Origin of the sequence: Pseudomonas sp. SWRI68 (genome assembly GCF_014269165.1) — a bacterium.
In the GTDB taxonomy this organism is placed as follows: Bacteria; Pseudomonadota; Gammaproteobacteria; order Pseudomonadales; family Pseudomonadaceae; genus Aquipseudomonas; species Aquipseudomonas capeferrum.
In genome coordinates this window covers 257,946-281,323 of sequence record NZ_JABWRU010000005.1, presented here as the reverse complement: position 1 = coordinate 281,323, position 23,378 = coordinate 257,946, and the positions used below count along the sequence as shown (strand labels likewise).

Sequence of the window (23,378 nt, the reverse complement as noted above, 5' to 3'; positions counted from 1 at the left end):
CTCTCATTTGTACTCGATCAACGCGGCCTTGCCGGCAGCGAACCGGTTCAACAGGAACTTTACCTGCCCAAGCATTTCAGGGAATTTGCCAAGCACCAGGAACACCGCCTGCAACCAGTTCTCGCGCCTCGACTTGCCACCGCGACGCGCCAGGCGCGCGGCCTGCAGCGGGTAGATCAGCAACAGCAGCAGCGCCCAGCCACCCAGCAGGCCACTGGCAAGCACTGTCGCCAGCGGGATACCCAAGCCCCACAGCCAGGCGCGGCGAGACTCGCGCAACCAATGATGCTCTGGCGCGCCCCCATGCAAAAAAGCACCTTCGGCATAGGCATGGCCGGCCCGCAAACTGCGTCGCCACCACTGCCTGAAATGGGTCATGGCCGCATCGTGCAAGGTCATTTCAGCGGCCAGCCGCCAGATCTTCCAACCCTTGGCGCGCAAGCGCACGCACAACTCTGGCTCTTCGCCGGCAATCAGGTCCGGGCGGAACCCGCCCACTTGGGTGAACGCGTCGACACGCATCAATGCATCGCCACCACAGGCCTTGGCTTCACCGATGGGCGTGTCCCACTCCAGGTCGCACAGCCAGTTGTAAATCGAGCGCTGGGGGAACCGTTCGCGGCGACGCCCGCACACCACCGCCACCTCAGGGTGCGCCTGCAGAAATGCCTGGGCGCTGGCCAACCAGCCTGGGTCCACCTCGCAATCACCGTCGACAAACTGCACGTAGCGCATCGATGGCAACAGCCGTTGCAGGCAAGCGAAGCCCTCGTTACGCGCCCGGGCTGCGGTGAACGGGCGGGCCATGTCGAGCGCCAGCACGTGCACGCCCAAAGCCTGCGCCATGGCCACGGAGCCGTCGCTAGAACCTGAGTCGACGTACACCACCTGGTCCGCACCGTGCGCCAACGAGCGCAGGCAGCGCTCCAGGCGCAGCCCCTCATTGCGGCCGATCACCACCACGCCGATACCTGTCTCCATGAGCCTCACTCGACCGGGCACGCCTCAGCTTCAGTTGGTTTTCGACGCTTGACGGTCGCGGGTACACCGACCGCCAGTGAGTCGTCGGGCACATCGATCAGCACCACGGCATTGGAGCCAATGGTCACGTTGTTGCCGATGCGGATATTGCCCAGCACCTTGGCCCCTGCGCCGATATCGACGTTGTTGCCAAACACCGGCGCAATCGGCTCGTTGACGTTCTTCAGGCCCACCACCACACCGTTGCGAATACGGCAGTCATCGCCGAACCGGGCGTAGCCACTGATGACGATGCCGCCAAAATGGTCGATGACGAAGTTGCGGCCGATCACCACCTCGCAGGGCAATTCCACCCCGGTGATGATCTGCACGAACTTGAACAGGATCTTGTAGAGGATGGAGAACAGTTTGCGCAGCAGGGCCGGGCGCACACCATAGCGCCAGCGCCCAAAGCGATACACCAGCAGCACCCAGAACCCCTGGGCGCCCCAATCACCACCGTGTGCACGCAAGTCCGCGCGGATATTCTCGAACATGGCTTCACCTACCGTGTGGGTTGGGTTGCGAACCGGGTCTTGAACAACAGCGACCAGGTGGTCTGGCAATGCCGCCAGCAGGCCCGTATCGCAGCGCGGCCCCTTCCCTTCAACAGCGCCTTGAGCGCCAGCACCAGGTCCCCTATGCACACCAGCAGCATGTGCAGTGCCAGCCCGGCAACACCGTGGTGTTTGCGAAAGTACAGCAGCTCGCTCTCGATCTGGTAACTGGAGATCTGCCGGCTGGCCGCCTCCAGTTCGCTGACTGACTTGGAGCTTTCGCCGCCGATGTGCACCACCGTGGTATGGGGATAGAACACCACCTTCCAGCCCGCCTCCTTGACCCGCTTGCAGTGGTCAACTTCCTCGTAGTACAGAAAGTAGCGCGGGTCGAACAGGCCGACCTGGTCCAGCACTTCTCGACGGACCAGGTAGAAGCAACCGGGCAGCCAGTCGCACTCCCGTACCGAGCCATGGTCCCAGCTCATCTCGTCGACCATTTTCAAGCCAGGGAAAAACCGCCCCAGCCCGGTACGGCCGACAAACACGTTCAAGGGGGTTGGGAAGTAGCGGCAACTGGGTTGCAGGTCACCCTCGCGACCTTCCAGGCGCACACCCAGCACACCGCACTCAGGGTGGTTGTCCATGTACTCGATGGTTTTGGCCAGGGAGTCGGCCGCCACGAAAGCATCGGTGTTGAGCAGCAGCGCGTACTTGCCCTGCAGGTGCGCAAGCAACTGGTTGTTGGCACGGCCAAAACCGACGTTCTTCTTGTTGCTCAGCAACAGCGCCTCGGGGCACACCTTGGCCATGCGCTCTACAGAGTCATCGACCGAGGCATTGTCGACAACCAGGTAACTGGCGAGTTTTTCGCTATCGGCCTGGCGCAGCGCATCGAACATGGGCTGTAGCAAGGACGCGGTATTGAAATTGACCACCATGACATCGACGGGTTTTCTATCCATTGCTACCGTCCCCGAAGAAGTACTGCCGCCGTTGCGCAGCCAGGACCGGCTCGACCGCCGGGTCGAAGGCACCTTTGCGCTGTTTGACCATTTCGATCCAGGGGTAGCTTTCGCAGCGATCCTCGACCCTTTTGATCAGGGCCTCGGTGGTGCAGATGAACTTGGCCGGGTTGCCGCCGACCACGGTGCCGGGCAGCACGTCCTTGGTGACCACCGCACCGGCAGCCACGATCGAGTCGGGCCCGATGGTCACGCGGGGCATGACGATTGCGCCATGGCCGATGAAGCAGTTGTCCTTGATATCGATGTAGCCGACGGAATCGAGGTGTTTGCCGTAGCAGAGTTCGATCAGCGCGACCACGCCATCGTGCCCGATCAGGGTGCAATCCGAGAGCCCGACGTTATTGCCAATGCGCACCAGCGCAGGGTCAGTGACGTTGCACCCAGGGTTGATGTGAAAGTTGTTGCCTACCGAATGAAACTTGCCCCAGCGGGCCAGGTAGTTGCCCCACTCCCGTCCTGTAGGGTTACAGAACTTTTTGTATGTCGAGCCTCCACGCCCTGTGGAATTGACATAATACGTCAGTGCACTCCGTAGCCATCCATTCATTCTGCAAGCCTCGCAATCAAAGCGAATCTGGACTGTCCCTGAGGCGAATTCGGTCTCGTTCTTCTTGGTGCTGACCGCATCGCACTCAACCCATTTACAACGTGCGTTACACCGTGGCACCCGTAGCCGATTTCGATTTCTCATTGAGGTGGTCCGCCAGCCGCACGGCGAATTGCAACAACGGCATGGTCGGGTTCGAAGCACCGCCCTTGGCGAAGATACTGCTTCCCGCAACGTAGAGGTTCTGGGTGCCGAAGACTTTGCAGTCGGCATCGACCACACCGAACTCGGGTGACGCGGCCATGCGCGTGGTGCCCATATGGTGGGCATGCGGCGCCATCTTCAGCGGCACCGACGTGTCATACACGAAGTCGTTGAGCTTGACGTAGCCAAGGTCCATGTCGGCGAACTGCTTGGCCAGTTCAGTGCCAATGCACTTGATGGTGTGCCGGTCGGTGTCGCTCAACGCCCAATTGACGTTGACCTTGGCCACCCCCAGTTCATCTTTTTCATCCAGCAGCGATATGCGGCTTTGCCGGTTGGGGAACTGCTCGATCATCGTGCCGATCACGCCGTCGCCGGGGCAGCTGAACTTGGCGAAAAATTCGATTTTGCTGGCAACGCCCATGTCACAGGCGAGGTTCTCCAGAAAGTGTTTGACCTCGGCCGTGCGGCCATAGGTCTGTACATCCGAGAGCAATGCAGCAGTCACATTGCCCTTACCTGCCTGGTACTCCGCGACAAAGGCATCGGTGGTGTAGTACTGGCGCATCTCCTTGTCCTGGTCCGACTTCAGGATGAAGGTCCCCATGTCGATATTCAGGTGTTCCATGAAGCAACACCCAGTCAGCCCTTGCTTGTCGACGATACCGGCGGCCAGCAGGGTTTCACTGTTGAGCAATTGCCGGGCATTTTCGATGGCGCCGGCCGCCAGGATGAAGTGCCTGGCTTGCACGCGCTGCCGATGGCGGTCGTAGTCAGACACCACGGCGGCCATCACCTGGCCCGAGGCTTTGTCGAACTCAAGATCGACGCAGTTGCAATTGATGAACACATCCAGCCCCGCAGTCTCATTCAGCGCTGTTGCGTACTTCTGTGCAAAACGCGTCGGCGGGCTGAGCAGGAAGCGATCAGGCTCGAACTCGCCGCCACTAAGGCCGGTGTTCATCGCATGAAATGCCGCGCCTGACGGCAGGTCGACGATCTCCATGGCCGCCGCCAGATAACCCTCGATTTCCGAATACGGGATGGGCCAGCCGGGCAAGTCACCAGGCGGTGCAACGGCGAAATCCGAAGGGGTAAAAGGCCGGCAGCGCCCCGCCCAGTGATTGGACGTGCCGCCCAGATAACGCAGGCGTGTTTCCTCGGCGTACAACTCAAGGCCAGTCGACGTGCACTGGTACAGCCCTTGGGAATGCGGCGAATACTCGTGCCCGCCCCCTTCGGCCAGCATCACGTTCCACCCGGCAGCCGCCAACCGCAGCGCCAGGGTAATGCCTGCGGGGCCAGCCCCGATGATGCAAAAATCGTAGCCGTCACGCAGCGTTTTATGCTGCTGATAGTCCTTGATCATGCTTGCTCGTTCCGGAAGTACTGCGACGGCAACACCCAGCCGTTGATTACCACGTAGCCGGTTTTTTCGACGGGGTTGCGTGCAACGTCTGCGCCCCCGCCAAACACGGCGCCGCCAACGCCCAGCAAGACACAGCTCTGAAGAAAGCCCCTACGACCCAAAAGCGCAGTACACAACGTAAGCTTCCCCATGATCCCGACCTATCTCGATGAAGTGTTCAAAAGTCAGTCACTCGACCGCCCCGACGTTGAAACATCGCTCGCCAGACGGCGGCGTTACAGCCAGTTGAACAAACGGGTCGCCAGCAGGCCGCAGAGCGCGCCCACCGCCAGCATCGGCAAGACCACCAGCTCGCGCTTGATGCTGAAGATATCAAGCTTGCAGTTGACGTAGACAATCAGCAGCAGCGTCGGGAAGGTATGCAGGGCAACCCCCCAGATTGCATAGTTCACCCCACCAATGGCCAGCAGCAGTGGCAACAACGCCCATAACGAGACTAGCCGGATGATGTTGTCCATGGCCTGGTACTTGGTCAGGCCCAGGGCAATCCATATCTGGTGTGCCAAGGTATAGCGCAATGTGAAGAAGGACAGCGACAGAATGGCTAGGATCGTACCTGCCTCGGTGTAACGCGCGTCGTACATCCAGCCGATCAGCAACGGGCTGGCGGTCAGGAACACCCCGCAGGCAAACAGCATGGCCAGGTCGACCAGCAACCTGAAACGGTAGTACAGGGCCTTCAGGCGCTCTTTGTCACCTTCCCGGGCGGCTTCGCTGAAGGCCGGCAGCGCGACCGACCCCACCAGTTTCAGCAACCCGGTCTGCACAGACCCGAGGATCAGCACGGCAATGGAATACACACCCAATTGCCCCGCCGTCATGCTGGCGCCAAACCAGATGCGGTCGCCGTACATGGCCAACACCCCCACCATCGACGACAGCAGGATCCAGCGGCCAAACACGATCAGCTCGGTCAGTGCACTGCGGTCCCAGCGCAAATGGTTGTTCGGCCCTTGCAGGGCCGTGTGGCCCAGTACAGTACCCGCCAGGGCACTGACCAGGCCCGCGACCACCAGTGACCAGATCGACCGCGTGAAGTAGCCGATCACCAGCATGGCGATCAAACCGACCACTTGCGAGGCAAGGTCTACCAGCACCACGCGCTTTTGTTGGAAAGTTCGTACAGCGACATCTATCTTGGTGGATTGGAAGCCCCAGATGATTGCCGAAAGGCCAGTCACCGCCAATACCATCGGCAGCTCCGGCGCCGCATAGGTGGAGTCCGCCGGCCACAGGTTGGCAAGCTGCGCGAACCAGGACGCGGCCGCCAGCAGCAAGGTCAGGGCAAACAGCACGAAACCGCGGATGATCTGTACGGTCCAGGCGGTATTGAGAAATTCTGGGTCGTCACCCCGGTGGCTCTGGATGATGTTCTGGCGCAAGCCGACATCGGAGAGCAAGTGCAAAAGCACCGAAACCGTGGTGGCAATGACCATCACACCGAACATTTCCGGCAATAGCAAACGGGCCATGATCAGGTTGCCGCCCAAGCGCAGGACCTGTGACGCCACCAGCGATACCAGGTTCCATGACCCGGCCTTCAGTGCGCGGTTGCGCAGGCTCGCTGAGGCTGACACATCAATCGACGGCATGACTTCAATCTCTGACTGATTCGCTAAAAGTCACTATAGTTTCAATTAGCCATGATGCTAGCCGTTGCTTACCGAGGGATAGGTGCCTTAGCCAATGCCTGAACATTTTCGTGCACTTGTCGTCATTCTGTTTCTGGCAGGCGTCGTTTTCGTCATGGCGCGCCGCCCGGCGACAGATCTCATCCCCTATAGCGACTTCAAGCGCCGACGCAACCTATGGTTCGTCCTGACGCTGGTGGCCTTTGCCTCCCATAGTTTCTGGGTGTACGTGGCTGCGGCCGCGATCATCCTGTATATCGCCGGGCGGCGCGAACGCAATGCCATGGCGTTGTTTTTCATGTTGCTGTTCCTGATTCCACCTGCGTCGGTGCAGATACCCGGGTTCGGCGTGGTCAACTACCTGGTCGACCTCAACCATGTTCGCCTGCTGACACTGTGCGTGTTGCTGCCTGCGGCGCTGGCCTTGAGCAGGCAAAGCGACACCCTGCGCTTCGGCCGCACCTGGCCGGACAAGCTGCTGGCGGCAAGCCTGGTGTTGATGAGTGTGCTGTACCTGCGTGAAACCACCCTCACCGACACCTTGCGCCAGGCACTGTACCTGTACATCGATGTGTTCCTGCCGTACTACGTCGCCAGTCGTGGGCTCAAGGAAATCAGTGACTTCAAGGATGCCATGCTGGCGTTCGTACTGGCCTCCTTCGTCCTGGCATTGATCGGCGTCGCCGAGTTCGTCCGCCACTGGCTGCTGTACAACGCCCTGATCGATGCCATGGGCGTGCAGTGGAGCATGTCCGGTTACCTGAGCCGCGGTGGCTCGCTGCGCGCCAGCGCCACCACCGGCCAGGCGATTGCGCTGGGTTACGTAATGAGCGTGGCCATCGGCCTGTACCTGTTCGTCCAGGGTTACGTCCGCAGCCAGCTGCAGCGGGTACTCGGCGCACTGCTGCTGGCCGCCGGGCTTTTCGCACCCTTGTCCCGCGGCCCCTGGATCGGCGCCGTGATCATCGTGGTGGTGTTCATTGCCCTGGGCAAAGGCGCGGTCAAGCGCCTGACCGTGCTCGCCCTCGCCGGCGTACTGGCGCTGCCGCTGCTGACGGTGCTGCCCGGGGGCGACAAGGTGCTGGACCTGTTGCCCTTCATCGGCAATATCGAGAAAGAGAACATTACCTACCGGGAACGGTTGATCGACAACGCCTGGATCGTCATCCAGCGCAACCCGCTGTTCGGCTCGTTCGACTTCCGTAACACCCCGGAAATGCAATCGATGATTCAGGGTGAAGGCATCATCGACATCGTCAATACCTACGTCAGCCTGGCGCTGCGGGTCGGGCTGGTCGGGCTCGCGCTGTTCGTGGCGTTCTTCGTCACCGTGCTGCTGGGCATCCGCAAGGCCATGCGCGCATTCCCCGACAAGGATGACGAGCAACGGCAACTGGGCCGGGCCTTGCTGGCGACCCTGGTGGGCATTCTGGTGATCATTTTCACCGTCAGCAGCATCACCATCATCCCCACGGTGTACTGGTCGATCGCCGGGCTTGGGGTGGCCTACATACAAAGGGTGCGCAGGCTCCGTGCCAGCCAGGCCAGCGCCCTTGCCGATGCACGACTTCAACCCAGGTGATGCCAATGACCGCTTTTTCCATGCACCGCTTCGTGCGGGCTTCGCTGCTCGCTGGCCTGGCCGTGGTGTCGCAGGCTGGCTGGGCATCAGGCTGGCTCGTCAGCGTCGAAGAACAGAACGGCCTGCCCACCGTGACCCGCGGTGGCGGCCCCGTGATGAAAGCAAAGTTCGATTTCTGGGCGGCTGACTGGGGTTGGACCGGCTTTTATACCGCCTTCAAGGTCAATGCGCCCTACCGCTACACCCTGCAAGGCAAGAACAAGGAGCTGGACTTCGACCTGGCAGCGGATATCCGCAAGGAGCAGGCGCAAACCCTGACCTGGGCGTTCGACCTGACCGCACACAGCAGGCAGAGCGACGTGATGGGCGGCGGCATCGTGTTCCAGTTCGACCCTGCCGTGGTCGCCGGGGAAATGGGCGAGCCGGTGCTGCTACCCGGCAACCGCGGCTGGTCATGGGGCAAGGATGCGCAAGGCAGGCGCATCGAGATGCGCTTCGAGCCGGCGCTGGCGAAGGTGTACTTCGAACAGGGCAACACCTCCGAAATTCGCGCGTTTTTCTACAAAGACCCCATCAGCGCTGGCCAGCAGCAGATCAAGGCCACGTTGAACGTGACCGGCGATATCGAGCTTGGTCCCACCCCAACCGAACGCTTTGGCCTGGCCGACCCCACACAATGGCCCGACGACCAGCTCGACTGGCAAACCTCGCCGGTCGACCTGTCCTTTCTCAATGCGCCAGAGAAACCGGCAGGCAAGCGCGGTTTTGTGAAAGCCTCTGGCGAGCAACTGGTGTTCGAGGACAACACGCCCGTACGCTTCTGGGGCACCAACCTGTCCGCATACTCGCTGTTCAAGACGCCGGACGAGGAAATCACCAAACAGGCCAAGCGCCTGTCGGCACTGGGCTTCAACCTCGTGCGGCTGCACCACCATGACTCGCCGTGGGTCAGCCCGAACGTGTTTGGCGACGGCACCCTGATTCGCGATACCCAGCAGCTCAACGCCGAATCACTGCGCAAGATCGACCTGTGGGTCAAAAGCCTCAAGGACGAAGGCATCTACGTATGGCTCGACATGCACGTACAGCGCGCCCTCACTGCCAATGACAATATCTATGCCTTCGACGAACTGGCCAAGGGCGAGAGCCGGGTCGACCTCAAGGGCTATGCCTATGTGAACCTGAGCATTCAACAGGCGATGAAGCGTTTTGCCGAGCAGTACATGACCCATGTGAACCCTTACACCGGGCTTGCCTACAAGGACGACCCGGCAATTGCCGCGGTATTGATCACCAACGAGAACGACATCACCCAGCACTACGGCAACGCCCTGATGCCGGACAAGCGCGTGCCCAAGCACAGCCAGCTCTACATGGAGCAAGCCAAAGCCTTCGCCAAGCGCCATGACCTGTCTGCAGACCGCACCTGGCGTGCCTGGGAGCATGGCCCGTCGAAACTGTTCCTGAACGACCTGGAACGGCGCTTCGATGTCGACATGATCGCGCACCTGCACAGCCTGGGGGTCAAGGTACCCATTGCCACCACCAGCACCTGGGGTGGCAACGGCCTGAGCGCGCTGCCGGCGCTTACCGCTGGCGATGTGATCGACGCACACAGCTACGGCGCCATCGGCCAGCTCGAAAAGAACCCGCTGACCAGCGACGGGATGATCAACTGGATAGCCGCAGCCCAGGTGGTCGGTTTGCCCCTGACGGTCACCGAGTGGAACGCCGAACCCTTCCCCCTGCCCGACCGCCATTCACTGCCCCTGTATGTGGCAGGCACCGCCAGCCACCAGGGCTGGGACGCCATGATGCAATACGCCTACAGCCAACAGGCCTTCAACAGCGGCTGGCGCACGGCAGACAATTGGCACGCCTACAACGACCCAGCGATGCTGGCCACCCTGCCCGCCGCTGCCCTGCTCTATCGCCGCGCCGATGTACGGCAAGCCATTACCCGCTACGTTTTCGCGCCAACACCCGCCACCTTGTTCGATCAGGACATCACCCCGCGCAACGCGCTGGCCCTGCGTACCGCCATGGAAAAAGGCAGGCTGCAGATTGCCATGCCCCAGACGCCGGAGTTGCCGTGGCTGAAACCCAGCGTCATCCCTGCCGACGCACAGGTGCTGCACGACCCTGGGCAGTCGCTGCTGGACGCCGATGCCAGTGAGGCGGTGACCGATACCGGGGAGCTCAAACGCAACTGGCAACAAGGCCTCTACACCATCGACACGCCCCTCACCCAGGCCGCGACGGGCTGGCTTGGCGGGCGAACGGTCAACCTTGGGCAAATCGCGGTACAGGCAAAAACACCGTATGCCAGTGTCGTCGTGCAAAGCCTGGATGCGAAACCGCTCGGTCAGTCGCGCAGCCTGCTGATCTCGCTGGGCACCCGGGCCGTGCCCAAGTCCGATGACAAGACGCCGTTCAATGTCGAGCCCTTCGAAGGCACGTTGTCGATCAAGGCTGCAGCTGGCTTGAAACTCTTCGCGCGCGACGCCCAGGCACAGCTGAAGGAACTGCCAGCGGCCTACCAGGACGGGCGATACAGCATCACCTTCGATGGCCAGTACATGTCCAACTGGCTGTTCTTGAAATAGGGCATTTGGCCATCTACAGTCTCTGAAGACCTGTAGCTGATACTCCCGCCGGTTCGATTCAGGGACGACTCACTGCGTCGGTACAACAGCAGCGTCCAGGAGGCACGGATGAAGTTACTGGTTGTCGGTGGCGCGGGGTATATCGGCTCGCACATGGTCAAGCACTTGCTGGCCGCAGGCCATGAAGTGGTGGTGGCGGACCTGGTGTCGCCTGGCCCTGGGGTGCAATGGGCCGAACTGGACATTGCCAATGAGCCCGCGCTGGATGCCCTGTTCGCCGAGTGCCCGTTCGATGCGGTGTTCCACTTCGCTTCGTTCATTCAGGTGGGTGAGTCTGTCAGCGCCCCTGGCAAGTACTATCAGAACAACGTAGCGGCTACCCTGACATTGCTGCAGGCCATGGTGAATGCGGGTATCAAGCGCTTGGTGTTCTCCTCCAGCGCTGCCGTGTACGGCAACCCCCACTACGTGCCCATCGACGAAGCGCATGGCAAGGCACCGATCAACCCTTACGGGCTCAGCAAATGGATGGTCGAGCAGATCCTTGAGGATTTCGACCGCGCCTACGGGCTGAAGTCGGTTTGCCTGCGTTACTTCAACGCTGCGGGGGCTGACCCTGACGGCCAGTTGGGCGAACGCCATGAGCCGGAAACCCACCTGCTACCGCTGATTCTCCAGGCAGCCTCCGGCCGACGTGATGCGGTGACGGTGTTTGGTCGTGACTACGACACTGCAGATGGCACCTGCATCCGTGACTATGTCCATGTCGCCGACCTGGCATCGGCGCACGCGCTGGCGGTGGACTACCTGGTGGCAGGCGGCGCCAGCACGGCATTCAACCTAGGTAATGGGTTGGGCTTTTCAGTGCAACAGGTGATCGATACCGCCCGTGCAGTCACAGGCCGGCAGATCCCTACGCTCGATGCGCCACGCCGCGCCGGCGACCCGCCCAGGTTGGTGGCGGATGCCAGCAAGGCAATGCAGGTGCTGGGATGGCAGCCTGCGTATGCGTCGCTTGAACAGATTGTGGCGCATGCCTGGCAGTGGGAGTTGCAGTACCCCTGGCATTGAGAGCTGCCTGCTCAATTCCCTGGGGCCGCTTCGCGGCCCGTTCGCGACGCAAGGCCGCTCCTGCAGACCGCAGGGTACTCAGTAGTACGTGCGGGGTTTTTCATCCGCCTTGTTCAACACGGTGCCAATCAGATTGACCCCCGCCAGATGGTGCAGACATTCCTCGATCTCCTGCTTGCTGTTCATGCCGTTGGCCACCACCAGCAGCACGCAGTCGAACTTGGGCATCACCGTGATCGCATCGTCAGAGCTCAACAGCGGCGGCAGGTCGAAGATGCAGATCCGCGACTCATAGCGGTTGCGCAAATCACCGATCAGGTTGCTCACCCGGGGTGAGGACAGCACTTCGGTGGACAGCGGAATAGGCACCCGTGTCGGCAGTACCACAAAGCGGGGCAACGTCGGGTTGACCAACACTTCTTCCAGCCCGGCTTCGTCAGCCAACAATTCGTTGAGCGCCTTGTCCATCGGCAAGCCCAGGCTGCTGCCGACCTTGGGCCGACGCAAATCGAAGTCCACCAGCAGCGCCGTCTTGGTCGTGTGGTGGGCAATGCTCATGGCCAGGTTGATGGCCAGGACTGTCTTGCCTGCTTCAGGCGTTGGCGAGGTGATGGCCAAGGTACGCCAGCCGTTTTCCTCCATGGCCTTCAACACCTGCGTGCGCAACAGGTCAATGGGCCCACTCATGTTCGAGTTCTTGTTGTAAGCGACGATGCGATGACGCTCAAGGTGCTCCGCACGCAACGGCACCACCTTGGTCTGCACATAATCGAACTGCCCAGGCACCTCGGGTTGCTCCGCCCCGTGGGCGGTTTGCGGAGCCTGGGTGGCACCTGGAGCAACTTGATGAATATTATTGCCAACTACCGGCTTGATCCTGTCCATCACTGCTTTCCCTATTCAAACCGCGCCATAGCCTTGAACAGCAACACATCCAACGGCATGTAGAACACGTGCACCAGCACTACCAGCATAGCAATCAGCACAAGCCCCGCGATGATCAGCAGGTTGCGCCAGCGCCGGCGCTTGGCCAGTTCCGCCTGGGTAGTGATGAACGGCACCGTGACCAGCACGCGCTTGCCCAGCACGCTTTCCAGCGCACCGACGCCACGCACCCGTTGATTGAGGATTTCCAGCAGCATCACCAGCGCACCGCCACCTGCCGGTGCCAACACCAGGCCCAGGGCAGCGATCTTCTTGCGGTTGGGCTTGATTGGCTTCTCGGGCAGCAGAGGTGGTTCGAGCAGCACGAAGCGCTCTGCCTTGTTTTCCTGCTCCAAGCTTTCGGTAATTTTCGCGCCCATCTCCTTGGCGCGGATTTCCTCGTACTTCTTGCGGGCGTTGTCGTGGTCACGCATCAAGGTGACCAGGCCACGCTCGACTTGCGGGGCTTCGAGAATCTCTGCCTCGTAGCCTTCCATCTTCTTCACCAGCTCACGCTTTTGCTCGGCCAACGAAGTGATGCGCTCCTGGGCGGCGCCGATCCTTGCACGAACGCGGGCCACGTCAAGGCTCACCGAAGACGCAGCCTTGCTGTTGCCGCCACTGGCTTCGAGCGCCTGGATCTTGCGTTTTACCGCCACCACATCCGGGTGCGCTTCTTTATACCGGCTCAGCAGCCGGGTGTATTCGGCCTTGAGGCTGGGCAGGTCCTGCGGCAGGTCTGCACTGGCCGGCCGCGTACCGTCGGCCTTGGTAGTCAGCCCGGCATTGGCTGCGGACAACTCAAGCTCGAGGTAACGCAGCTCTTCCTGCGCCGTCTTGTAGTCGCGGTCGACCTCCCTGAACTCAAGCTCCGAGCGCGACAACATGCTCATGCGCAGCGATTGGTGCTCGGGCAAGGCATTGGCATGGGCTTGCTTGAAGTCTGCCAACTGGTTCTCCAGGCTGGCGAGTTCGGCACCAAGTTTGTTCGCTTCCTGGGTCAGGAACTCAGTGGTCTCGTTCGCCCGCTCGGTGCGCTGCTTCAGGTTTTCATTGAGAAACAGCGTGACCAGTTCGCTGGCCACTTCCTTGGCGACTTCCGGCTGCTTGTGTTCGAACGACACGGTGAAGGCGACCGTGGCCTCACCGCGCCCTCTGACGAAGGTACTGAGCGAGGCGACCACGATGGCATTGCGCATCTGTTCGATCTTGTCGCTCTCGCTGAGCTGCTTGCCCTTGTCGGCGAACAGGTTGTACTTGTCGATGATCCGCAGCAGGTTCTCGCGGGTCATGACCCGCTGGCGGATGACCTCGATGCGCTCATCGGCAAAGCTGTTGTTATTCGCCGAGACCAGCTCCGGCGAAATCTGCTGCGACTCCACCAGAATGGTGCCGGTGGACTGATAGATAGGCGGCACACTCAGCGCCACCACCACGGTGGCGGCAAGAATGACTACGATACTGATCCCCAATAACAGGGCCCGATCCTTGATTATGGCGATGTAATCTTTGAGGGAGAGCTCGTAGTCAGACTTCATAAAGGCCACCAGGCTGAAGTTCAGAGGTCGGGGTACCTATACGTCAACGTCAAACCAACAATCGTAGCGGTCGCATCGGGTGCATCATCCTGGCGCCGTTCCTTGTACATCAACGATAGGCGCAGATCCCAAAAAGGCGAAAATTCCCGGCTGGCCCAAACGCTGTAGGTTTGCAGGGTGTTGGGCGTTTGCCCCTTGCTGTCTTGCCATGACGCATCGGCCCCGACACGGGTCAGTTCGTTGACCGCATAACTGTAGATACCGCGCACCATGTCGAGCTGGGCAAAACCACCCTCGGCACTGGCGACCGTGCTGCGTTCGGCGCTGAAACTGGCATCGGAGCGCACCCCGGTATACAGCAGCGAAGCACCGCCCTCACCGCGCCGGCCGCCCTCGGACCCGGACACCTTGTTGACCCCCAGGTGCGCATCCGCACTCAGGCGTTCGGAAAACTGATACTTGACCCCGACCGCAGGCGTGTAGCTGTTGGAGGCCGTGGCAGTAAGGTCTTCCTCGGGCTCATAACGCCTTGCGCCAAAGCGCGTATAGAGGTCGGCCCGCTCACTCCAGGCGTAGGTCCAAGTGAATACGTTGCCCAGTTCGTTGTAGCCGGTCAGGGTGTCGATGTCATAACGGGCACGGGTGTACTTGGTTTCGTTGGACAACGTGCTGCGCTCGGTGATGGCGCTGCTCCAGTTGCCTGCCAGCGAATACAGCTTTTGCGTGCCATCGGTCGTCACCACACCGGTGTCCTGGACGGTGCCGGATAACGTGGAGCTTTCGTTGTAGAGGGCTACCAGGCCAAAACGCCCTTTCTCGGTGTCTCGCTGCCAGCCAAGGCTCACGTTGGGGTCTTCGCGGTCGTCGACGATGTCGGTGTCGGAGGAGCGCAACACCTGCATGCCAAGACCCAAACGCAACTCGTCGCGGTCGAAGGTACCGACCAGGGTGTAGTCGGGCGCGATGATCGTGCGCGTCACACCCTTTTCTTCAGACGACAGCAACAAGGGGTTGCTGTCGTATTCGACCGAGGACGGCACCACCACCGAGGACTGCCAATTTGCTGCCTGGACCGCGTCCGTAAACGGCAAGACCAAGATTGCCGTTGCAATGCTAGTTGTTCTTAGAAGAGGCATTAAGTGTTCTTATTAAGGCAAGATCAAGGAACGACCAGCGTATCGCCAGCCTGAAGTTGGATGTTGGTGGACATGTCACGCCCGGAAACCAGGTCCTTATATCGCACGGGCAGAATCTGTTGTCTGCCCTTGTCGACACGGACCACCTTGATGGCGCTTTCGTCAGCGAATTTGTCCAAACCACCCGACATGCTCAGGGCCTGCAATACGGCCGTGGGGCCCGCCATTTGCACGGGCCCCGGCTTGATCACCTTGCCCTGCACATAGACCAGGTTGCCGGCGATGCTCTTGACGACAACGCTGACGTTCGGGTCGGGGAGAAATTTTTCGAGTTTGGCAGCGACCTGTTTTTCGACTGCCGTGACATCGAGGCCGGCGACATCGATTCGCCCGGCCAAGGGGAAGGTGATACTGCCATCGGGAAGTACGGTGGCCTCCTGACGCAGGCTCTCCTCTTGCCAGACAGACACCATGACCACGTCGCCAGGGCTGAGCAGGTAACTTGCGTTATTTTCGAGGGCGTTGCCGGTACCGGACCACAGCATCAGCACGCAAAAAGCGGAACACAATGAACGTACCATGAGGGTCCCTCCGGCCTATTGGCCCGACAAAGAGCACTGAATGAGAACGGCACACAAACTCTCGCTCCACTTCGCAACCGTACCACCTGCTGCGACGGCCTCAACCATCCTGGAGGCCCTGTAACTGACGCTGCGAAGCCCTGACCCACCAGCACGCTGCGCTACCCTACGGCTATTGGCAATTACTGGCTACTGGAATATAGCAACAGTTGGAAAATTGACAAGCCGCCCGCGGCAGCGAAAAGTCGTGCATCAAAGCTCAGTCGTCAAATTACCGACGGCACTGAATACGTGTGCTATTGAACAACCGTTAACGACCTACTTCACCCGGCCGACGCGTGGCGTGTTTAAATCTTTCTTCTATTGGCAACCGCCACAAAACCAATCACCGCGAAGGCGAAGAACCAACCCGCCGTTGCGACAGGAATGATACTGTTTTGATTGACATAAGAATCAGCAGCGCGTGCTGCGCCACTTAAAAGCACCAACAAGAATATTGATTTTATAAACAGTGTCGAGCGCATAACCCCCTCCTATATAGAGGATAATAAAATTATTTATATTTGGGTTTAGCGGGAGACTTCCTCGCTGTTGATTTGAGCTTATGGGCACAATGACACTACGTCAATGATCCGACACCATAATAAATCTCAATGAACGAGGGGTGACTTCGTCAAAATGCCGTCACACAAAAAATGCAAGCGCCCAAGGCAGTTGCCTGTCACTTACCGCTTCGCTGTAAGGGACTGAAATGCCTGATTATTCTATAACCTCTTCCTTTCGGAAGACCCCAGCGATGTGCGATATCGGCAAGGGAAGGCAATAAGCGTGGAAGTGATTGCGTTTCATCGGTGAGAAGGCAAATGCCAATCGTTGAGCTTGCGAACCGAAATCTGGCGTTTTTGAACCAGGCACTGACACGGGCTATAAGGGCATCAGGTCGAGGGTGCGTTCCACTTCCTCGATGTCGATCCTGAAGCCATCGCCCTCCGGCATGCCCACCACAAAGCCGAAGTGCTGCTGGTCGCGATCCGTCAGGTACTTGTAATAGCTGACAAAACGGTTCGGAGGCTGCAACGTCAACACGCAGCCACCGGTTTGCAGCACGTTGACGCCGTGAACCAACTGGCTGCCTTCAACCCCGACCACCACTCTGGCGCCGGCACAGGCTGCAATAATGCTCGGCACGTCGGTCTTCAGCGGGTCGACAACGCGAAAGCCCCGGGTCTGGCGCAGGTGCTCTGCAATCGCCTTTTCATTGCGCAGGAAACGCAAGTCGCCGTCGCCCCCACGCAATATGAACACGCCGGGGTGCGGCTCATGGTTGACGTGCGAAAGCAGTTTTTCACCCATGGCCCGGTAGCGTAAATGCCGGCTGCGGTTATTGCTCTGATCGTCAAACAGCACCAGTTCACGGAAAAACGCACTGCGCAGACGTAGGGGCTTCATGTCTAACCAGTCTTCATAGGCAGGCGCCTGGGAAAACAACGGGTAGCGGGCTGATGGCGCCGTGGTCACCGGCACGCCCTCGTTACGGGCCAGTGCGTAAGTGACACAGTCTTCCATCAACCAGGTGCCAAACCACGAATTGCCATTTTGCGTGCAATAGATGGCCGCTCGTTCGATTTCGTTCTCGACGACAACCCGCGGAAAGGTACTGGGTTTCAACGATAACCAATGGCTGGCCTTGCCCTTGTAGAGCGCCCCGTCTATGAGCCAGACGTCCTTGATCAAGTAGCCGCGTGTAGGGCACTGCACAACGCTGAGGCCGCCTTCCATGGTGCGCGCAGGATGCACATAGGGGTAAAACCGCTTGGCCTCCCACCCCGTCACCCGCTCGAGCTGATTGGGCAAAAAGAATGCTGGCGGGGAGAGCGTTGTTTCACCCGGCGCAATCTCCCAGCTTTTTGACGCGATGCTTTTCAGGTCGACCGCCGAATTGCGGGCGAGTCGCTTACGTGCCATGTACTTGTAGGCAGCGAGGGTCCACTTATGCCGTTTGCCGGCGGACGGTGCGCTGAATTTCGACATATCGCTTCCCATGAAGCTGCTCCCCCGGGTGGCGTGGCCACTGGCGCTCTGAATCAGTTGGATGTGACCCTTTCCATCGTCGGCGGCGACTGTAAGTTGGCATAACGCGTGCGCAAGGTTTCAATAAAGGATTCCCCCGAACCGGCAGTGCCGTAGAGGTAGATCTTGTGCAGCCCGCCAAACACCATTTCGTGGTATCGGCTGGCGACCTCTTCCTCACTCGGCCCATCTGGCAAGCCCAGGTGCAGGGTCAGTTTGTCGCCTTCGACAGCGAACATCGGGGTTTCCCAAAGAAACTTCGCCGTGCCGGTCTTGGGTAGCCTGACGAACAGGTAGGCATGGTTGCCCAACGAATCGATATCGCCGCCGCGCCTTCTCTTCCATTTCAGCAAGCCGTCATCCGGCCGCGCCAGGCACAGGCCGATATCGTAATAATCAAAGCCGTGTTGCAACGCCCACTCCAACGCCATGAACGTGGTGATAGAGTTCACTTCCCGCAGTTTTTTTGCATCTGAAAACACCGCCTCGCTATAACCAAAACGCAGCGTGCTCCAATAACGTTTGCCGCCGCGCGTCACTTCACACCCCAGGTGACAACCAATGACTTCGTCGCCCAAGGTGATCAGGTCCAGACGCCCTACATGCTTGGCGATGCGAAACACATCGTCTGTGGGGAACTGCGCGGCATGAATACCTTGCCTTGCGGTGGCATAGGGGCGCAGTAGCTGGCTGTCGGCCATTGCGATTTCTTCATCCGACAGTGTCTGCCTCATCTGGTAGAGCGGTCGGTTCTTGCGAATGCTGCGGCGCAATTCGCTGTCGTAGCGTGCGGTAATGTCCTCCAGCGGGCGCCCCAGCGGTACCACGGCGCTCAGGTAGTGCGGCACCGACAAGGCCCCGGTGGTGGGCAATTCACTCACCAGCACCACATGGGTCGACGCTTCAGGCTCTGCACTGCCGGCGGCCACCGCGCCGGTGCCCGGTACCTTGCCACCAATCAGCAACTTGGCCATCTCGCGCTGATGCTTACGGCCGATGTAGAGGATCTCGTAGGGGCTTTCCTGCTGCAGCCGGAACCTCGCGACTTCCCACCGCCAAAAACAGGCTCGCCCAAGCACTTCTCGTATTTTGCTGGAGAGCAACCTGATCTCGTAGCGCGTGGAGGGAGAGATGAGTTTCCGTGCAACAGCCGCCAAGTTCTCTTTCATGCTGGTTCGACATCCTTTGATGTTGTCTAAGGGCAGATCAGCAAAAGATCACAGTTGACTGCAATAAACACACCCAACGCGCTGATATATAAAAGATTGCTTACGAAACATCACTCTCACATTCAGTAACAATTTAAGATGCAAGGCCACGCTTTGGCAAGCGGCACTTTGACAGCATGAACACCTATTTTATGGCGTCAAATTTCTTGTTTGCATTTGATGACTTTATGACGCTAACCCATGACGTATGTTCAGTTAAGCGCACTACTCGGCTACCACCTGGTTATTAGCAATTGCCGTTTGATGCTGGCTCCTCATAAAGGAGCATCAACATGCCCGCCCTCTCTACGCTCGCCCCCCATCAAGACCTGCTCAAGCAACAGCTTCCTGCCTGGGCCCATCGAATAGCGGCCTCTCAATGGCAGCGTTTGAAACAAAGCCATGCACCGGCCTATTCCACCCAGGACTGGTTCGCCAATGCCGCCCCTGCTCTTCGCGAGGCTGTACAGCGTAGCCAATCGCGCCTGTTACGCTCGCAAGCCACGCTCGCTCGCTCGCTGCGGGGGCTTGAACAAGTTGCCGAATTCGCTGAATCGCGACTCAAAGCTTGCCTCGCCGAGCGGGGCTGCACGGCACCCTTGCATGGCACTGAGCTGCTTCGGGTAGAAAGCACCTGGCATTGGATAGGGCTGCGCACGCTTTACAGTCATCGACGCGACAATCTGCTGCAAGCCGCACTGCAGAACTTCGCCGACGACGAGTCCTTCACCCCCCAAAGTGCCATCGCCCTGAGCGCCAATATTCATGTAACAGCCGCCGAGGTGCAGGGCATCGCGTTCACCGGCGCGCAAACGCCGGCATCGCACTTTGCGATGCCCACGGAGCACTACCTGGTGGATCCATTGCCACTGGCACCCGCTTCGTTCGCCGCGCTGTGTCGCACACTGGACTTAGGGGGGCAATACCAGACTCATCTGGATCAGCATTTCGCCAAGCCCCCGGTACGTGAGCAGGCAATAGCCGTGTACAAGGACCGGTTGCGCCTGGCGGCCGACCTGGCCTACCTGCGCCATGAACTGAGCGGTGCCACGCGTGACCACGTCGACCTTTTGTTGCAGGGCGATAATCTGCCGTGCTGGCAACTGGCGTTATTCGGTATCACGCTGCACGAGGTCATGCTGATCGAAGCAGGGCGCGCCGGGCTGCTGCTCTATCTGCCCGGCCACGAGGCGCTGCGGCTAGTTACCGATCTTGATGCAGTTCACGACGCATTGGCGGCCCTGTTGCTGGAGCCCGCCACCCGGCAGATGTTCATGGCTTACATTGAGCAGAGCCAGCATCAACACTTTCTCGACTTGCTGCACCAAAACCTTGATGCCTCGGGCACGTCTGCCGACGACCAGGCATGGTCGCGGGCCAGTCATGCAGACCTGCGCCCGACGCGGCTAGCCATCACCGAGGAGCCGTTCGGTTTCTATCAGGCGCTGCACGTAGACCGCCTCAAGCGCGAAGCACGCCAACTGGCGGTGCCAACGGCTGAAGCCGATGCCAAGGCGCGGGCGAGCCGTCTGCAAGCGTGGGAAGACCGTGGCCTGGATGCGCTCAACCTGGCCGGTTTCTTCATTCCTGCCGTGGGCACGCTGATGCTGGCGGTGACAGCGTGCCAACTGCTTGGCGAAGTGTACGAGGGTTATGAAGCCTGGCATCAGGGTGATCGCCATTTGGCACTGGGCCATCTGGAGGCGGCCGGGCTGAATCTGGCACTTGCCGCTGGCTTGGCGACTGCAGGCCACGTGGTACCGAAGCTGTTCAAAAGCCCGCTGCTGGAGCAGCTGCAGGAGGTGCGCAGCAGCGATGGCGGCTACAAGCTCTGGCAACCTGATCTCACACCTTACCGCAGCGACCAGCCGTTACCGGAGCACGTACAAGCCAACGCACAGGGCCAGTACCTGCTCGACGGCCGGTATTTCATTCGCATGGATGGCCATCTCTACGAGCAACGCCTGGACAATGAATCACAGCAATGGCGTATCGTCCACCCCCACGTGCAAGACGCTTGGCAACCCCCGCTGGAACACAACGAACAGGGCGCTTGGCGCGGCTGTCATGAACAGCCATCACAGTGGTCGTTCGCGGTACTGATACGTCGTTTGGGGCAAGACTACCCTGCACTGACGGCAGACCAACTTACCCTGGCAGGCCGCATCAGTGGTAGCGATGCAGCCAGCTTGCGCCGCGTACACCTCGAGGGGCAGCCGGCACCTGTGTTGCTGCTCGACACCTTGCAGCGCATGGCCGCGCAAGCCGAGGCGCAAGCACTGGGTGGCGACGCGCCAGAGGCCTTGTTCGCGCGCCTGTATAACGGCGAGGGGCCCATCGAGCCCGCAACAGATCGGTTACTGCAGGCCTACCCTCGCCTGTCGGCCGCACTGGCCAGGCGCTTGCTGGCGCCACTGGACGCTGTAGAAGCACTGGCCTGGGAACACGACGCAACGTTACCTGCCTGGCTGCGCCAACAAATTGAACATACACACAGCGAACTGCCTCTTGTACGTGCCTTGGAAGGCGTGCTGGTGCCGGCTCGGGCCAGTGCCGAAAGCGAACGCCTGCTGTTCAGCGCCCTCGCTGACTGGCCTGACTGGCCGCGCGATGTACGCCTGGAGCTGCGTGCCGGTAGCCCCGAAGGCCCGCTGCTCGACAGTGTTGGCAGTGACCAGGCCAGGCGCATCTGCCGGGTCATCAGGTCTACAGAAGGCTATGAAGCTGACCTGGGGCAGCGCCCTGCCCCCGCCACGCGGGACCAGGACCTGTGCCGCGCAATCGAACAGGCGCTGCCGCAGGCCGATCGTGGCGCACTGGCGATCACCGAGGCAGATGGGGGTTCGATTCGCCAGCGCATCCAGAGCTGGACCAACGAAAACAGGGACGCCCTTGCGCAAAGACTGTGGGGGCATGGCGCCATGCGACGCGCGCTCCCCGGCCAGCTACGTGGGGGGCGCCCGCTTGACCCCGAACCACCGCACCCGCGCCAAACGAGTTCACTGGCCGGGGCCTACCGCCGCCTGTACCCCAATGCCACCGATTCAGAGATCGAGGATGCGCTTGAAAGCGGGCAAGAAGATGATGAGACTGAGGACAATGCCCTTCGCTCCCCCACACAAAGACTGCGCGACCTGCAGCAACGCCTGGATACCCTGCGCCGCGACCTGCACGAGTGGGCCCGCCCCGACCCGCAGCGCCCACACCAGCGGCAGCGAGCGATCCGCCCGATCGTCAACGCCTGGCGGCGCCTCTCGACGGTTTCGCTCGGGGGCGGGGGGCGCATCTACAGCCTCGACCTTTCCGGCCTGGAGCTTGAAGACCAGGATTTGGCCAGCCTGGTCTTGCCGGACGACTTCACCCATGTGGAGCACTTGTCGCTGAGCAATAACCCCTCGCTCAGCCAGTTACCCGCAGTGCTCCATGAGCGCCTTCCCGGGCTGAGACGTTTGTTGCTGTCCAAATGCCGCTTCAATTCACTACCCCGTTTGGCCAACCCTGGTCGATTGACATGGCTCGACCTGGACAACAACCGCATCACTTGGGACTACCGCGCACAAGCATCCTTGAATCAATGCTCCGGGCTCGTAGTCCTCGACCTTTCGGGCAACCCACTGCTGGAGGCCCCTGACTTGAATGGGCTTGATCACCTGAAAACCCTGTTCCTGAATGATTGCGGGCTGACCGAGTTACCCGCAGGCCTGGAGCGGATCGCCGAACCTATGGTCCTGGACATGTCGAGCAACCAGTTCCTGCAATTGCCCGACGGCTTCAGCCTCCCGCAACCGTCCGCCCAGGCCCTATGCCTGGAAAGTGAATGGCTCGGCGAAAGCGTGCTTGCACAAATTGATGCTTACAACACGGCCCATCAGGTCGATCTGCTGGTAAGTGAAAGTGACTATGACGAGTTCTTCGAGCAAACCGGGCCTGAGGAAGCCGCACTTTGGCAACGCTTTCCGCTGCAGTATCGTCGCGACCTCAGGCCACTGCTCGGCGACGATTTTTTTCGAAGCCAGCCCCAGCAAGCGCGAGCGGAATTCTGGCGCCGCCTGGCAGCCATCGACGCTGACCAGGTACTGCGCGAGGAATGGTTGACGCACCCGCCCTACAACCTGTTCAACCTGCCACTGTGAATTGATCGGCAAACGCGTCTGTCACCCAGGTGACAGGCGCTGCCTGCACGGGTTGCGCGCCATCCAGCCATGCAATTCGGCAGCGGGCATCGGCCGCCCCATCAGGTAACCTTGCCCCTGAGTGCTGTATCGGCGCAGCGCAGGCAATGTTGAGCCAGACTGGTGTTTTTCCT

The 23,378-nt window shown here is 60.3% G+C and carries 17 protein-coding genes; 4 read left to right on the top strand and 13 right to left on the bottom strand.

From position 1 onward, the window contains the following. Nucleotides 1-3: 3 nt before the first annotated feature. From HU770_RS10820 to HU770_RS10795, 6 genes are all read right to left on the bottom strand, one after another. A complete protein-coding gene (locus HU770_RS10820; protein ID WP_033697660.1) occupies nucleotides 4-981 on the bottom strand; it encodes a glycosyltransferase in 978 nt (325 codons plus the stop codon). A 5-nt stretch (nucleotides 982-986) separates the two neighbouring features. Next, nucleotides 987-1,517: a serine acetyltransferase gene (locus HU770_RS10815; RefSeq protein ID WP_186663652.1), complete on the bottom strand. Its 531-nt coding sequence runs from the start codon at nucleotides 1,515-1,517 to the stop codon at nucleotides 987-989. 8 nt (nucleotides 1,518-1,525) lie between these two features. Continuing rightward, nucleotides 1,526-2,482, bottom strand: a complete 957-nt coding sequence (locus tag HU770_RS10810) for a glycosyltransferase family 2 protein (protein WP_033697658.1) — start codon at nucleotides 2,480-2,482, stop codon at nucleotides 1,526-1,528. Next, on the bottom strand, nucleotides 2,475-3,092 hold the full coding sequence (locus tag HU770_RS10805; protein WP_186659036.1) for an acyltransferase: 618 nt from the start codon (nucleotides 3,090-3,092) through the stop codon (nucleotides 2,475-2,477). Before HU770_RS10805 ends, HU770_RS10810 begins: the two co-directional genes overlap by 8 nt. A gap of 106 nt (nucleotides 3,093-3,198) precedes the next feature. Next, nucleotides 3,199-4,665, bottom strand: coding sequence for a GMC family oxidoreductase (locus HU770_RS10800; RefSeq protein WP_186663651.1), 1,467 nt, complete (start codon nucleotides 4,663-4,665; stop codon nucleotides 3,199-3,201). Nucleotides 4,666-4,940: 275 nt separating this feature from the next. After that, on the bottom strand, nucleotides 4,941-6,317 hold the full coding sequence (locus HU770_RS10795; RefSeq protein ID WP_186659042.1) for an oligosaccharide flippase family protein: 1,377 nt from the start codon (nucleotides 6,315-6,317) through the stop codon (nucleotides 4,941-4,943). A gap of 94 nt (nucleotides 6,318-6,411) precedes the next feature. Between HU770_RS10795 and HU770_RS10790 the strand changes: the two genes are divergently transcribed. The 3 genes from HU770_RS10790 to galE all read left to right on the top strand — a co-directional run bounded on the left by HU770_RS10790 (nucleotide 6,412) and on the right by galE (nucleotide 11,615). Beyond that, nucleotides 6,412-7,938, top strand: a complete 1,527-nt coding sequence (locus HU770_RS10790) for an O-antigen ligase family protein (protein WP_186659045.1) — start codon at nucleotides 6,412-6,414, stop codon at nucleotides 7,936-7,938. A 5-nt stretch (nucleotides 7,939-7,943) separates the two neighbouring features. Then, complete coding sequence (locus HU770_RS10785; protein WP_186663650.1) at nucleotides 7,944-10,544, top strand: cellulase family glycosylhydrolase; 2,601 nt, start codon at nucleotides 7,944-7,946, stop codon at nucleotides 10,542-10,544. A gap of 108 nt (nucleotides 10,545-10,652) precedes the next feature. Further along, nucleotides 10,653-11,615, top strand: a complete 963-nt coding sequence (gene galE, locus HU770_RS10780; RefSeq protein ID WP_186659050.1) for a UDP-glucose 4-epimerase GalE — start codon at nucleotides 10,653-10,655, stop codon at nucleotides 11,613-11,615. Nucleotides 11,616-11,693: 78 nt separating this feature from the next. Here the strand turns inward: galE and HU770_RS10775 are convergent, their stop codons facing one another. The 7 genes from HU770_RS10775 to HU770_RS10745 form a co-directional block, all read right to left on the bottom strand. Beyond that, entirely contained in the window at nucleotides 11,694-12,500 is an 807-nt protein-coding gene (locus HU770_RS10775; protein WP_186663649.1) for a CpsD/CapB family tyrosine-protein kinase, read from the bottom strand. Between the two features lie 11 nt (nucleotides 12,501-12,511). Then, nucleotides 12,512-14,077 (bottom strand): Wzz/FepE/Etk N-terminal domain-containing protein, encoded by a 1,566-nt coding sequence (locus HU770_RS10770; RefSeq protein ID WP_186659053.1) that lies wholly within the window; start codon nucleotides 14,075-14,077, stop codon nucleotides 12,512-12,514. 20 nt (nucleotides 14,078-14,097) lie between these two features. After that, complete coding sequence (locus tag HU770_RS10765) at nucleotides 14,098-15,213, bottom strand: surface lipoprotein assembly modifier (RefSeq protein ID WP_186659056.1); 1,116 nt, start codon at nucleotides 15,211-15,213, stop codon at nucleotides 14,098-14,100. A 23-nt stretch (nucleotides 15,214-15,236) separates the two neighbouring features. Next, a complete protein-coding gene (locus HU770_RS10760) occupies nucleotides 15,237-15,794 on the bottom strand; it encodes a polysaccharide biosynthesis/export family protein (RefSeq protein WP_033697637.1) in 558 nt (185 codons plus the stop codon). Between the two features lie 347 nt (nucleotides 15,795-16,141). Then, nucleotides 16,142-16,318, bottom strand: a complete 177-nt coding sequence (locus HU770_RS10755; RefSeq protein ID WP_186659058.1) for a hypothetical protein — start codon at nucleotides 16,316-16,318, stop codon at nucleotides 16,142-16,144. Nucleotides 16,319-16,718: 400 nt separating this feature from the next. Then, the gene (locus HU770_RS10750; RefSeq protein ID WP_186663648.1) at nucleotides 16,719-17,837 is read right to left on the bottom strand and encodes a glycosyltransferase family 61 protein; all 1,119 of its coding nucleotides are present in this window, start codon (nucleotides 17,835-17,837) and stop codon (nucleotides 16,719-16,721) included. A 41-nt stretch (nucleotides 17,838-17,878) separates the two neighbouring features. Continuing rightward, nucleotides 17,879-19,033 carry a hypothetical protein gene (locus tag HU770_RS10745; RefSeq protein ID WP_186659065.1) on the bottom strand — a complete coding sequence of 385 codons (1,155 nt, stop codon included), beginning with the start codon at nucleotides 19,031-19,033 and terminating at the stop codon, nucleotides 17,879-17,881. Nucleotides 19,034-19,365: 332 nt separating this feature from the next. On the opposite strand from HU770_RS10745, the gene HU770_RS10740 reads away from it, so the two are divergent. Beyond that, nucleotides 19,366-23,205: a leucine-rich repeat domain-containing protein gene (locus HU770_RS10740; protein WP_186663647.1), complete on the top strand. Its 3,840-nt coding sequence runs from the start codon at nucleotides 19,366-19,368 to the stop codon at nucleotides 23,203-23,205. The last annotated feature ends 173 nt before the right edge of the window (nucleotides 23,206-23,378 follow it).